At 72.6% G+C, this 13543-nt stretch carries 1 protein-coding gene (only partly in view); it reads right to left on the bottom strand.

The window, feature by feature from the left end; translation table 11 throughout:
- A protein-coding gene (locus tag OHT21_RS30485; protein ID WP_328771481.1) for a non-ribosomal peptide synthase/polyketide synthase crosses the window boundary here: on the bottom strand, nt 1-13543 show its 5' portion. 11612 nt of this gene lie to the left of the window's left edge; the window shows 13543 of its 25155 coding nt (coding positions 1-13543); the start codon lies at nt 13541-13543; its stop codon lies off the left edge, out of view.

Here is a 13543-nt window from a genome sequence, read left to right as displayed (position 1 = left end):
CACGCGAGAGCAACACCCGCGCCAGCCGATTCGCCCACGCATCCAACTCCGCATACGACAACACCCGGCCCTCATAAGAGACCGCCGCCGCATCCGGGGTCAGCCGCGCCCGCTCCGCGACCAACTCGTGCACCAGCCCCGGACACACCTCCACAGCCGCGTCGTTCCACGCGGTGAGCACCAGGTCGCGCTCGTCGGCGTCCAGCACCGAAAGGCCGCCCACCGTCGGGGCCTGCGGAGCCGTGAGCTGCTCAAGGGCGTGCAGGTAGTGCCGTCCCAGGCGGTCCAGGCTCTCCTCGTCGAACCGCCGGCGGTCGTAGAAGAGACGCAGTTCCAGCCGCTCGCCGGGGATCATCACCGCGGTCAGCGGGTAGTTGGTGTGCTCACGCGCGCTGACCGTGGTCAGGGCGAGGCCGTCGTCCTGCGCCGACTCGCCCGTGCGGGCCAGGGGGTAGTTCTCGTAGACGAAGAGTGTCTCGAACAACGGGTCGCCGGCCGGGACGTCGCTCCACCGCTGCACGTCGGCCAGCGGGCTGTACTCGTACTGCCTCAACTCGGCCTGCTCGGCCTGGAGACGCCGCAGCCACTCCCCCACGGGCTCGCGGTCGTCGACCCGCATCCGCACCGGCAGGGTGTTGATGAACAGGCCCACCATGTCCTCGATACCGTCGAGGCCCGCGGGACGGCCCGACACCGTCGTCCCGAACACCACGTCCCGGCGGCCGCTGTAGCGCGACAGGACCAGGCCCCACGCCGCCTGAGCGAGGGTGCTCGGAGTGACGTGACGGGCGCGCGCGGTCTCGGACAGCGCGTCGTTCAAGGAGCCGGGCAGTTCGAAGCGGAGCGAGCCCGGCTCGGATCCCGGCGCCACCCCGGTGTCCTCGGTCTGCCGGTCCACTCCCAGCGGAGTGGCCGACTCGATGCCGGCGAGCCGGTCCCGCCAGTACGCATGGGCGGCGTCGAGGTCCTGGGTTCCCAGCCACGCGAGGTGGTCGCGGTACGGGCGTGGCTGTGCGCCCAACGGACGGGCGGCGTAGGCGGCCTGGACGTCCGCCAGGACGCGGACGGCACTCCAGCCGTCCAGCAGCACGTGGTGGAACGTCCACACCAGATGGTGCTCGTCGTCCGCGGTGAAGGCCGTCAGACGGAGCAGCGGTGCGATGGCGAAGTCGAAGCCTCCGCGGCGCTCGTCCTCGAGCAGCTCCGTGATCCGGTCGCCGTTCCCTTCCAGGGTGCGGACGGCGAAGGGCAGGCGCACGGACCGGTGGACGATCTGGAAGGCCCTGCCGGTCCCGTCGACGCGCAGGGAGGTCCGCAGGACGGGGTGGCGGTCGACGACGGCCTGCCAGGCGTCGCGCAGCCGGTCGAGGTCCGGCTCGCCCTCGACCCGCCAGTGGATCTGCTCGAGGTACATGCCCGAATCGGGTTCGGCCAGGGCGTGGAACAGCATGCCCTGCTGCAGCGGCGACAGCGGACAGATGTCCTCGATACCGCGGTCACCTTCGGTCAGCCGGTCGAGCGCGGCCTGGTCCAGGCCCGCCAGCGGCACGTCGGACGGCGTCAGGCCGCCTGCCCGGGGGTCGAGGCAGTGGTCGACGAGCGCACGGAGCCGGACGACGAACTCCTCCGCCAGCTCCCCGATCGTGGCCGGGTCGTGCAGTTCGCGCGAGTACGTCCAGTCCAGACCGAGCCTGCCGCCGGACACCGACCCGTTGACCTCGATCGCGAAGGCCCGGTGACCGGCCCGCGCGTACTCCTCGCCTCGTCCGCCGTCGATGACCGGGAAGTCGCCCTCGGCCGCTCCGGCCTCCAGCTGCCCCAGGTAGTTGAAGGACAGCCACGCGGGTATGTCGGCCGGGTCGTGGGTCAGGCCGTAGCCGACACCACGGCGCGGGACGGCGCGAAGCTGTTCCTTGACCGCCTTCAGCGCCTCACCCGGGCCGTCCGCTCCGGGAGTGAGCGGGACGGGGAACAAGGAGGTGAACCAGCCGACCGTGCGGGAGACGTCGACGTCGTCGAACAACTCCTCACGGCCGTGACCCTCCAGCGCGACGGTCACGGTCTCCTGGCCGGTCCAGCCGGCCAACGTCTGCGCGAGCGCCGTGAGCAGCACGTCGTTGATCTGCGTCCGGTACACCGCGGGCACCCGGGTCAGCAGCAGCCGGGTCCGCTCGGCGTCCAGCTCGGCCGTGACCGTCTCCGCGGACGCGTTCGTGTTCTCACCGCCCGGATGGTCAACGGGCAGGGCAGTGGCCGGGACCGTGCCCCAGAACGGTTCCTCGTCCTCGTCGGCGGCGTGCCGCAGGCGTGCGGCCCACTCCTTGAACGAGGTGGTCTTGGCCCCCAGCTCGACAGTCCGTCCCGCGCCGGCCTGGGTACAGGCCCTGGTGAGGTCTTCCAGGAGGATCCGCCAGGAGACTCCGTCCACGGCCATGTGGTGGACGGTGATCAGCAGCCGGTCCCCGGGCAGACGCACGAACCGTGCCACCGGGCCGTTCACCAGGTCGAGACTCGCCTGGACATCGTCGGCCGTGCGGCCGTCCGCGTCCTCCAGCCCCTGGCCGTCGGGCTCGGCGAACCACATGCGCGAGCCGTCCGAGCGCAGACGCAGCGCGTCGTGATGGGTGAACAGCGTCCGGACGGCCGCGTCGAGGGCGGCACACTCCGCGCCCGTCACATCGAGGAGCACCGACTGGTTGAAGTGGTTCCGTTCCGGCAGGTCCAGGCCGTGGAACCACGACTGGATCGGCGTCAGCGGCGCCTCACCCGTCACCACACCCTGCTCGGCCCGGACGGACTCCACCCCGGCGACGGATGCCAGATCCGCCACTGTGGGGTGGTCGAACACCAGCTTCGGAGTGACGCCCACGCCCCTCGCACGGGCACGCGCGACCACCTGGATCGACAGGATGGAGTCGCCGCCCAGCTCGAAGAAGTTGTCGTGCGCGCCGACCCGTTCGACGCCCAGGACCTCGGCCCACACCTCGGCCAGCACCGCCTCGCTGCCTTCGGACGGCGCGGTGTACTCGGTCCGGAGCAGCTCCGGTTCCGGCAGCGCCCGCCGGTCCAGCTTTCCGCTCGGGGTCAGGGGGAAAGCGTCCAGCGCCACGAACACCGCCGGCACCATGTACTCCGGCAGCGAACGCATCAGGAACGTCCGCAGTTCGCCGTGGTCCGGGAGCTTCTCCCCGGAGGAGGTGACATAGGCGACCAGACGGCGCTCACGGCCCTCGCCCGCCACGATCACCACGGCGTCGCGGACGGCGGGATGCGCTGTCAGTGCGGCCTCGATCTCACCCGGCTCGATCCGGAAGCCACGCAGTTTGACCTGGTCGTCCGTGCGGCCGACGAACTCGATCGAGCCGTCCTCCGCCCGGCGGACGAGGTCGCCGGTCCGGTACAGACGGGCGCCCGGTTCGGTGGCGTACGGATGCGCCACGAACCGCTCGGCGGTCAGACCGGGGCGTCCGAGGTATCCCCGGGCGAGGCCGGGTCCGCCCACGTGGAGCTCACCGGTCGCACCGACCGGGACCAGCCGCTGCCGGGCGTCGAGGACCAGCAGTTCGGTGTTGACGATCGGGCGTCCGATCGGCACCGTCCGGCCCGTCACGCCCGTCACCTCGTGCCACGACGCGAACGTCGTCGCCTCCGTCGGGCCGTACACGTGGACCAGCCGGGCGGGAGCTTCGGAGGACAGGACTTCGGCGACCCGGTGCGGGTTCACCGCTTCGCCGCCGAAGAGGACGCTTTCGAGCGACGCGAAGGCGGACGGGTCCACCGCCACGACCTGGTTGAACAAGGCCGTCGTCACGAACAGCGTGGTGACATGCCGTGCGCGCAGCTCGGCCACCAGGTCCTCGGGAGACAACAGGGTGTCGCGGGAGATGCCCACGACCCGGCCACCGGCGACCAGCGGTCCCCACAACTCGAACGTCAACGCGTCGAAGGAGGCGTCGGCGGCCTGAGCGACCACCGTGTCGTGGTCCAGGCGCACGTAGTCGGCGTCCCACACCAGTCGGACGATCGACCCGTGCTCGACCGCCACGCCCTTGGGCCGGCCCGTGGAGCCCGATGTGTACACCACATAGGCCAAGTCCTCGGGCACCGCGCCGGACGCCGGATCCGTCACCGGACGGGCCTCGACGGAGGCGCGGTCCGCCTCGTCGTCGAGTACGACCATGGCCGCGTCGGGGACAGCAGGCAGCCTGCCCCGGCACGACCGCTCGGTCACCACCGCCGTGGCACCCGAGTCGTCGAGCATGAACGCCAGCCGGTCGGCCGGGTAGTCGGGATCCAGCGGCACATATGCCGCGCCGGCCTTCCACACGGCGAGCAACGCCACCGGGAGCTCCACCGACCGGCGCAGGCAGACCACCACGCGCGAACCGAGGTCCACGCCCCGCGCCCGCAGCTCCCCTGCCAGCTGGTTGGCCCGCGTGTCCAGGTCGGCGTAGGTGAGGGCGGTGTCGCCGTATGCGACTGCCACGGCGTCCGGCCGCAGCCTCGCCTGCTCGGCGACCAGAGCATGCACCGGCAGATCCGGGAGCTCCCGACGCGTGTCGTTCCAGCCGGTGAGTACCAGGTGCCGTTCGGTGTCGCCGACCGGGGTCAGGTCCGCCACGAGGGCGGAGTCGTCGGAGCGTGCGATGCCGTCCAGCAGGCGCAGGAACGCTTCCGCCAGGCGGTCGACCGTTTCCGCGTCGTAGCGGTGGATGTCGAAGAAGCACTCGACGAGCAGTTCCGTCCCGGGGCTGACGGCCACCGTGAGGGCGTAACTGGTGTGCTCGCGGGCGTCGGCAAGGCTGACGTCCAGGTCCTGGCCGGGGCTGTCGGGGACCACGCCGAGGGGGTAGTTCTCGAACAGCAGCAGGGTGCGGAGCAGTGGGACGTCCGCGCGCAGCCCGGTCCAGGCCTGGATCTGCGGCAGCGGGGCGTAGGCGTACTGGCGTGACTCGGCCTGCTCGGTCTGGATCCGGCGCAGCCAGGCGTCGATGTGCTCGTCGTCGTCCAGGCGGACGCGGACGGGCAGGGTGTTGATGAACAGGCCGACCATGTCCTCGACGCCGGCGAGGTCCGCGGGGCGGCCGGAGTCGGTGGTGCCGAAGACGACGTCCTCGGCTCCGGTGTACCGGGCGAGCAGCAGCGACCAGGCGCCTTGGAGGAGGGTGTTGACGGTCAGTCTGCGGGAGCGTGCGTAGGTGTCGAGCCGGGCGGTGAGGGCGGCGTCGGCGTGGCGTCGTACCACTCCCTGGCCGGCCGGCGCGTCGGACGGGGGCCGAGTGGCGTCGCCCAGGGGCAGGGGTGACGGCTCGTCGATCCCGTCGAGTGTCCGCCGCCACCACGTTTCGGCGGCGTCCATGTCCTGCTCCGACAGCCAGGCGATGTGGTCGCGGTAGGGGCGGGGACGGTCGGGTGCCGTCGCGCCGCGGTAGTGGCCGAAGACGTCGTCGAGCAGGGTCGCGGCGCTCCACCCGTCGAGCAGCAGGTGGTGGAAACTCCAGACGAGCCGGTGCCGGTCGTCCGCGGTGCGCAGCAGCAGCAGGCGCATCAGCGGAGCGCTGCCGAAGTCGAAGCCCTGCCGGCGGTCCGCGTCCAGGAGTTCGTCGATACGGACGCGGAGCCGTTCGCCGGTGAGATCCCGCAGGTCGTGCGTCGTCCAGGGGACGGGCACCTCGCGGTGGACGGCCTGGAGCGGTCGCCCGGAGTCGTCGAAGGCGATGGCCGTGCGCAGGATGGCGTGCCGGTCCGCGGCGTGGTTCCAGGCGGCACGCAGGGCGTCGGCGTCGAGGGTTCCCTGGAGCAGCCATTCGATGCGCTGGAAGTAGACGCCGGAGTCGGGGTCCTGGAGGCTGTGGTAGAGCAGGCCCTGCTGGAGGGGCGAGAGGGGGTAGAGGTCCTCGATCGTGGAGCCGGGCCCGCAGAGGCGGTCGAGCGTGGCCTGGTCGACCGCGGCGAGGGGGAAGTCGGACGGTGTGCGGCCGCCCGCGTCCGGGCCGGTGCAGTGGGCGATGATCGCGCGCAGTGCTGTGAGGAACCGCTCGGCCAGCGCCTCCACGGTCTCCGGATCGTGCAGGGAGGCGGAGTACGTCCAGCTGACGGACAGGCGGTCGGCGGAGACGGCGCCCTGGACCTCGACGATGTGTGCGCGGCGGCCTGCGGGGGCGATGGCGGTGCCGGCGGCGGCCGGGTCGGGTTCGAAGAGAAGGGGTCCGGCCTCGGGTGCCGAGGTGATCGTGCCGTCCGGGGGGACGAACTGGTCGAGGCGGCCGAGGTAGTTGAAGCTGAGGCCGGTGGGCAGTCGGGTGGGGTCCGCGACGAGTCCGTAGCCGATGCCGCGGCGGGGCACGGCGCGCAGCTGCTCCTTGACCGTCTTGAGGGCGGTGGCGGAGTCGTCGCCGCCGGGGCTCAGGGCCACCGGGAAGAGGGTGGTGAACCAGCCGACGGTGCGGGACAGGTCGACGTCCTCGAACAGGTCCTCGCGGCCGTGGCCCTCCAGGGCGACGGTGACGGTGTCGTCGCCGGTCCACTCGGTGATGGTCCGGGCCAGGGCCGTGAGCAGGACGTCGTTGATCTGGGTGCGGTACGCGGCGGGGACCCGGCTGAGCAGCGCATGGGTCTCGTCGGCGTCCAGTGCGACGGTGACGGAGCGGGCGGATTCGAGCGTGTTGGCGCCGCCGGGGTGGTCGACCGGGAGGACGGAGCGGGGGATGTCCTGCCAGTGGGGCCGTTCGGCGTCGAGCGCACCGCCTGCGGCCAGTTCCCGCAGCCGGTGCGCCCAGTCCTTGAAGGAGGTGGTCTTAACGCCGAGGTCCACCGGCCGGCCGGCCGCGGCGTGCCGGTATCCGGTGGCCAGGTCCTCCAGGAGGATCCGCCAGGACACCCCGTCGACCGCCAGGTGGTGGATGACGACGAGCAGCCGGTCGGGGGAGATTCTGACGAACCGTGCGACGGGTCCGTCCAGCGGATGCACTCCCGCCTGTACCTCGTCCGGGGTGATGCGTGCCGTTCCCGGGTCCTCCAGGCCGCTGTCGTCGGGTGCGGCGAACCACTGCCGGGTGCCGTCCGAGCGCAGCCGAAGGGCGTCGTGCTGGTGGAAGAGGGCCTGGACGGCCGCCGCGAGTGCGTCCTTGTCGAGTCCGGTGATGTCGAGCAGCACGGACTGGTTGAAGTGGTGCGGCCGCTCCAGGTCCTGGGCGTGGAACCAGCGCTGGACGGGGGTGAGTGGGGCGTCTCCGGTGACGGGGCCCTGCTCGGCGTCGGCGTCGGGCCCGGTCGTCGCGTCGGCACCGGCCACCGCGGCGAGTTCGGCGACGGTCTGGTTGTCGAAGACGAGTTTCGGGGACAGGGTGACGCCGTCCTGCCGGACGCGGGCCATGAGCTGGATGGCCAGGATGGAGTCGCCGCCGAGTTCGAAGAAGTTGTCGTGGACGCCCACGCCGTCGAGTCCGAGGACTTCGCCCCAGGCTTCGGCGAGTACGCGCTCGACGTGGGTGCGGGGTGCGACCCGGCCGGTGTCGGGGCCCGTGCCGGTGTGGGCGGGCGGTTCCGGCAGTGCCCGCCGGTCGATCTTGCCGCTGGGGGTCAGGGGCAGGGAGTCCAGCACGACCAGGATCGCCGGGATCATGAATTCCGGCAGCGAGCGCCGCAGGAAGGGACGCAGCTCCGCCGGCGGCGGGACGTTCCGGCCCGGTTCGGCGGTGACATAGGCGGCCAGGCGCCTGCCGGCGTCCTGTCCGGTGACCACGACCGTGGCCTCGCGCACCGCGGGGTGGCCCACCAGCGCGGCCTCGATCTCGCCGGGTTCGATGCGGAATCCGCGCAGTTTGATCTGCTGGTCGGCGCGGCCGACGAACTCGAGGACGCCTTCCGGCAGCCATCTGACCAGGTCTCCGGTGCGGTACATCCGCTCGTTGGGGGCGCCAAATGGGTCCGCCTGGAAGCGTTCGGCCGTCAGACCGGGACGGCCGAGGTAGCCGCGTGCGACGCCGGGTCCGCCGATGTACAGCTCGCCCACGACGCCGACGGGCACGGGTTCCAGGGCGGGATCCAGGACGTAGGCGCGGGTGTTGGTGATCGCCCGGCCGATCGGGACGGTCCGGTCGGGCGTGCGGGTCACGGGGTACCAGGTCGAGAAGGTGGTGGTCTCGGTCGGGCCGTACACGTGGAGCAGCCGGGCGGGCGGTTGGGCGGCGAGCACCTCGGCGACCCGTCGGCGGTTGACGGCCTCGCCGCCGAACAGGACGCAGTCGAGGGTCGCGAAGGCCGCCGGGTCGAAGGCCACGATCTGGTTGAACAGCGCGGTGGTGAGGAACAGCACCGTGATCTGCCGGGCGCGGAGCTCGGCCACGAGCGCCTCGGGCGACAGCATGGTCTCCCGGTCGATGCCGACGAGTTCGCCGCCGCCGGTCAGCGGCGCCCAGATCTCGAAGGTCGCCGCGTCGAAGGCCGTGTCCGCGGCCTGCGCGACCACGTCGCCGGGGCCGATGCGGACGTAGTCGGCGTCCCAGAGCAGCCGTACGATCGAGCGGTGCTCGACGGCGGCGCCCTTGGGGGTGCCGGTCGAGCCGGAGGTGTAGATCACGTAGGCGAGGTCGTCGTCGCGTACGCCGGTGTCGGGGGCGGAGCCGGGCCTGTCCTGGATCCGGGCGGCGTCCTCGGCGCCGTCGACGAGCAGGAACGAGACGTCGTCGCCGGAGGGCAGCCGGTCGGCCAGCCCGCTCTGGGTGACGACGACGCGGGTCTGTGTGTCGGCGAGGATGAAGGCCAGCCGGTCCGTGGGGTTGTCCGGGTCCAGCGGCACATAGGCGGCTCCGGTCTTCAGCACGGCCAGCAGGGCCACCGGGAGTTCGGCCGTGCGCCGCAGGCAGACGGAGACCAGGTCGCCGCGGCCCACTCCGCGGTCGCGCAGCTCGTGGGCCAGCCTGTTGGAGCGGAGGTCGAGCTCCGCGTAGGTGAGTGCGGTGTCGCCGTAGCGGACGGCCGTGGCGTGGGGACGGGCGGCGACCTGTTCGGCGACCAGTGAGGGGACGGGCAGGGCGGGCAGCGGGCGGGCGGTGTCGTTCCATTCGCCGAGCACCTGGCGGCGTTCGCCTTCGTCCGGCCGGGACAGTTCGCTGAGGCGGGTCGTGGGGGCCGCCGCGACGGCTCGCAGCAGGGCGACGTACTGGGCGGCGAACCGCTCCGCGGTGGCGGGGTCGTAGAGCTCGGTGTCGTACTCCAGCTCGCCGGCCAGTCCGTCGGGTGTCTCGAACAGCGCGAGGGTGAGGTCGAACTTGGCGGTGCCGCCGTGCACCGGGTGCGGTGCGCAGTCGACGCCGTCGAGGTGGAGTTCCCCGGGACGGGCGGGGTGGAGTGCGAACGCCACCTGGAACAGCGGGTTGCGTCCGAGGTCCCGGCCGGGGGCGAGCCGCTCGACGACCCGGTCGAAGGGGATGTCCTGGTACTCGTAGGCGTCGAGGGCGGCGCGGCGGACCCGGCCGAGCAGCGTGTCGAATCCGGGGTCGCCTTCGCAGTCGGTGCGCAGGACGAGCATGTCGACGAAGAAGCCGATCAGGTTCTCGACGTCCGCGCCGGTCCGCCCGCTGATGGGCGAGCCGACGACGATGTCGGTCTCTCCGGAGTGCCGGTGCAGCAGGGTGGTGTAGGCGGCGTGGAGCGTCATGAACAGGGTGGCGCCGTGGGCGCGGCCCAGCTCGGCGAGTTGCGCGACCAGTTCCCGGTCGACGGTGAACTCGGTGGTGGCTCCGGTGAATGCGGGCGCGGAGGGGCGGGCCCGGTCCGGGGCCAGATAGCTGCCGCCGTCGGCGCCCTCGAGTTGTGCGGCCCTCTCGTCCAGTCGGCGTGCGGTGGCTTCGGTCCGGTCCTCGCGGCGCTGGATGCGGGCGTGGTCGGCGTACTGGAGCGGGATGTCCGGCAGCTCCGGGGTCCGGCGGGCGACGCGGGCGTTGTAGCCCTCGCTCAGTTCGGCCGCGAGGAGGTCCAAGGACCAGCCGTCGCAGATCATGTGATGGAGGGTCAGGCAGAGGACGTGGTCGTCCTCGGCGAGCCGGACGAGGGTGGCGGCGGCCAGCGGGCCGTTCTGCACGTCGAGCCAGCGGCCCGCCTGCCGGGTCAGGATGTTCCGGGCGGCGGCGAGGGCCTCGGCGCCCTCGCCGCTGACGTCGGCCCGTTCGATCGGGATGTGTCCGGAGGAGGCGACGACCTGGCGGGGGGTGCCGTCGTGGGCGGGGAACGTGGTGCGCAGCACCTCGTGCCGGGCGACGAGGGCGTCGAGGGCGGACTGCAGAGCGGCCGTGTCGAGCTGTCCGCGCATCCTGTAGGCGACGGGCACGGTGTAGCGGGGGTTGCCCGGGGTGAGCTGTTCGACGAGCCAGAGCCGGTGCTGGGCCGGGGACAGCGGCGGCGCCGATCCGGAGTCCGTCTCGTCCGCGGGGGTGCCGGACGACGCCGGTGTGTCCTGGCGCGCGGAGTCGATCCGGGCGGCGAGGGCGCCGAGGGTGGGCGCGGCGAACAGGGCGGCGAGCGAGAGCTCGACACCCCAGATGCCCCGTACGCGGGCCAGCAGCCGGGTGCCGAGCAGGGAGTGCCCGCCGAGTGCGAAGAAGTCGTCGTCGACGTGGACGGCTTCCAGCGCGAGCAGTTCCCGCCACAGCGGTTCCAGTGCGCGTTCGGTCGGGGTGGCGGCCCGCCGTCCCGCGCCGCCGGCCGCGCCCCGGCGTGGCGGCTCGGGCAGGGCCGAGCGGTCGACCTTGCCGGTGGAGGTGAGCGGCAGCGCGTCCATGAAGACGAACACCGCAGGGATCATGTAGGCGGGCAGGCGCTCGCGCAGGGAGTCGCGCACCAGCGTCGTGAGGCGCCGCTCCGTCGCGGTCGCCAGCGGCATGTTGGTGCGGGGGCCCGGTGATTCCGCCGGGCCGGCGGCGAACTCGACCGGTCCTCGCTCGGCATCGGTCCACAGGACCATGTCGAAGGCATCGCCCGCCGCGCTGCCCGCGACGCTGACGTCCACGGTGTAGGAGGCGCGGGCCGCCAGGTCGTACAGGTCGTCGAGCTCGACGGCCGGGCCGTCGTGCCCGGTCTCCCGGAGCGCGGCCACGGTGCCTTCGGCGTCCTCGCGCAGCCGGATGAGCCGGGCCACCTCGTCGGCGACGCGCGCGTCGGTGACTCCGCGCAGCGCCAGGTGCCGTGGGCGCCGGTCCCGGAGGATCCGTGCGATGTCCTCCAGGGTGAGTCCTTCGTCCCTCCAGTCGAGCCAACGGTCGGGGACGCGCGCAGGTTCGGCTCCGCGCACCCGGAGGACCGCGTCGTAGCGGAACTGGGTCATCTCGTTGCGGTGCCTGCCGCGGCGCGGTGACACCAGCACGTGGTCGATGCCCGCCAGGCCGCGCAGGTCGGTGAAGAAGGAGGGGGCGACGACGAGTTCCTTCTCGGCCGCCGCCCGTTCGCGTACCGCCTCGGCCAGGGTCGCCAGCGGCGCGGTGTCCTCGTGGCCGCGCTTCAGCTCGGCGCTGAGGTGGAAGGCGTTGAGGAGCGGGAGGCTGCGCACGTCGCCGACGAAGAGGTGCCCGCCGGGTGCCAGCCGTGCGGCCGCACGCTCGATGACCTCGCGCAGATACTGCGCCGACGGCAGGTACTGCACAATGGAGTTCAGTACGACGACGTCGAAGGGGCCGCCGGGAACCGCGTCGAGGTCGTCGGCCGGCGCGTGCACCAGCTCGGTGTGGTCCAGCCCGGCGGCGTCCATCTGCTCGCGGAGCCTGCGGATCGCCACGGCGGACAGGTCGCTGCCAACATACCGCTCGGCCTGCGGGGCGAGCCGCATCGCGAGCAGGCCGGTGCCGCAGCCGATCTCGAGCACGCGCCGGGCACCGAGGGCGCGGATGCGGTCGACCGTGGCGTCCGTCCATTCCCGCATCTGGTCGGCGGGGATGGGCAGTCCGTCACCGCTGCCGACCCACCCGCTCAGCTCCCAGCGGCCTTCGGCGGCTCCCACGCCGTCGCGGTAGGTCTCGTCGAACACCGCCTCCCAGTCGGCGACCTGCTCCCGCTCGTTCTCCGTGCCGGCCGTGGCGTCGGCCTCGGGGACCACATAGGCGACCAGGCGCCGGTCCGAGGATCCGCCCCGGGCGACCACGACCGCGTCCCTGACCTGCGGCAGCCCGGTCAGTCCGGCGCGGATCTCACCGGGTTCGATCCGGAAGCCACGCAGCTTGACCTGGTCGTCCAGGCGCCCGAGGTACTCCAGGGTGCCGTCGGGCCGCGTTCTGACCCGGTCCCCGGTGCGGTAGAGCCGGGCCCCGGGCTCGGTGGCGGCCGGGTGCGCGACGAAGCGTTCCGCGGTCAGGCCGGGCCGGTTGAGGTAGCCGCGCGCCAGGCCGGGGCCGCCGATGAACAGTTCCCCCGCCTCGCCGGGCGCGACCGGGTCGAACTCGTCGTCGAGGACATGGAGCTCGGTATGGGCGATGGGCCCGCCGATCGGGATGGGCGCGCCGTCGAGGTCCCGCGGCCGGATGGCGTGGGTACAGGCGAACGTGGTCGTCTCGGTCGGGCCGTAGCCGTTGGTGATGACCGTGTCCGGCAGCGCCTCGCGCGCGGTGCGGACGTGGGTGACCGACAGCGCCTCTCCGCCGATGAGCAGGTCGCGGACGCCGGCGAGGATGGACGGGTCCTCGTCGACCACGAGGTTGAAGAGGGAGGCCGTCAGCCACAGGGTGGTCACCCGCCGGTCGGCGAGAGTACGGCCGACCTGGCTGACGGTGCGTGCTCCCGGGGCCGCGACGACGAGCCGGCCGCCGTGGGCCAGAGCGCCCCAGATCTCCAGGGTCGAGGCGTCGAAGGCGAGCGGCGCGAGCAGCAGATGGGTGGCGTCGGGGCCGAACCTCGCGTAGCTCTGCTCGTGGATCAGCCGGATGACGGCGCGGTGCTCCACCAGCACGCCCTTGGGGACGCCGGTGGAGCCGGAGGTGAACATGACGTAGGCCAGGCGGTCGGGGTCCGGCTCCTCGGTCTCCGTCAGGGGCTCGGCCGGTAATGCGGTGATCGCGGGCAGATCGGTGTCGAGGTCGATCAGCGGGACGGCGACCTGCGGCAGGGGGCCGGCCGTGACCACCGCGGCGGGTGCCGCGTCGGCGAGCACCGCCGCGAGGCGCTCCGCCGGCGACTCGGTGTCGAGCGGCAGGTAGGCCGCGCCTGCTTTGAGGATGCCGAGCAGGACGACGGGCGTCAGGAGGCCCCGCTCCATGTGGACGGCGACGAGGGACTCGCCCCGTACGCCGACCGCCCTGAGGTGGCGGGCGAACTGGTTGGCGCGCGCGTCCAGTTCGCGGTAGGTGAGCGACCCGCCCTCGGTCTCCACCGCGACGGCGTCCGGCGCGCGTTCGGCCTGGGACTCCACCAGCCGGTGAATGGTCGTCGCGGGCAGCCGGTCCGCTGTCCGGACCGTGGAAGACGCAGATCCCTGCGACAATTTCCTACCCCTATCAGTGGCGCGGCTGAAGTGCGCTCGGATGCCGGGAGCCGCGGAGACGGTTCGGTCGCGGCTCAC

It is taken from the genome of Streptomyces sp. NBC_00286, assembly GCF_036173125.1.
In the GTDB taxonomy this organism is placed as follows: Bacteria; Actinomycetota; Actinomycetes; order Streptomycetales; family Streptomycetaceae; genus Streptomyces.
Note: the sequence above shows the minus strand (reverse complement) of the source record. Positions and strands in the feature narration are given on the sequence as shown.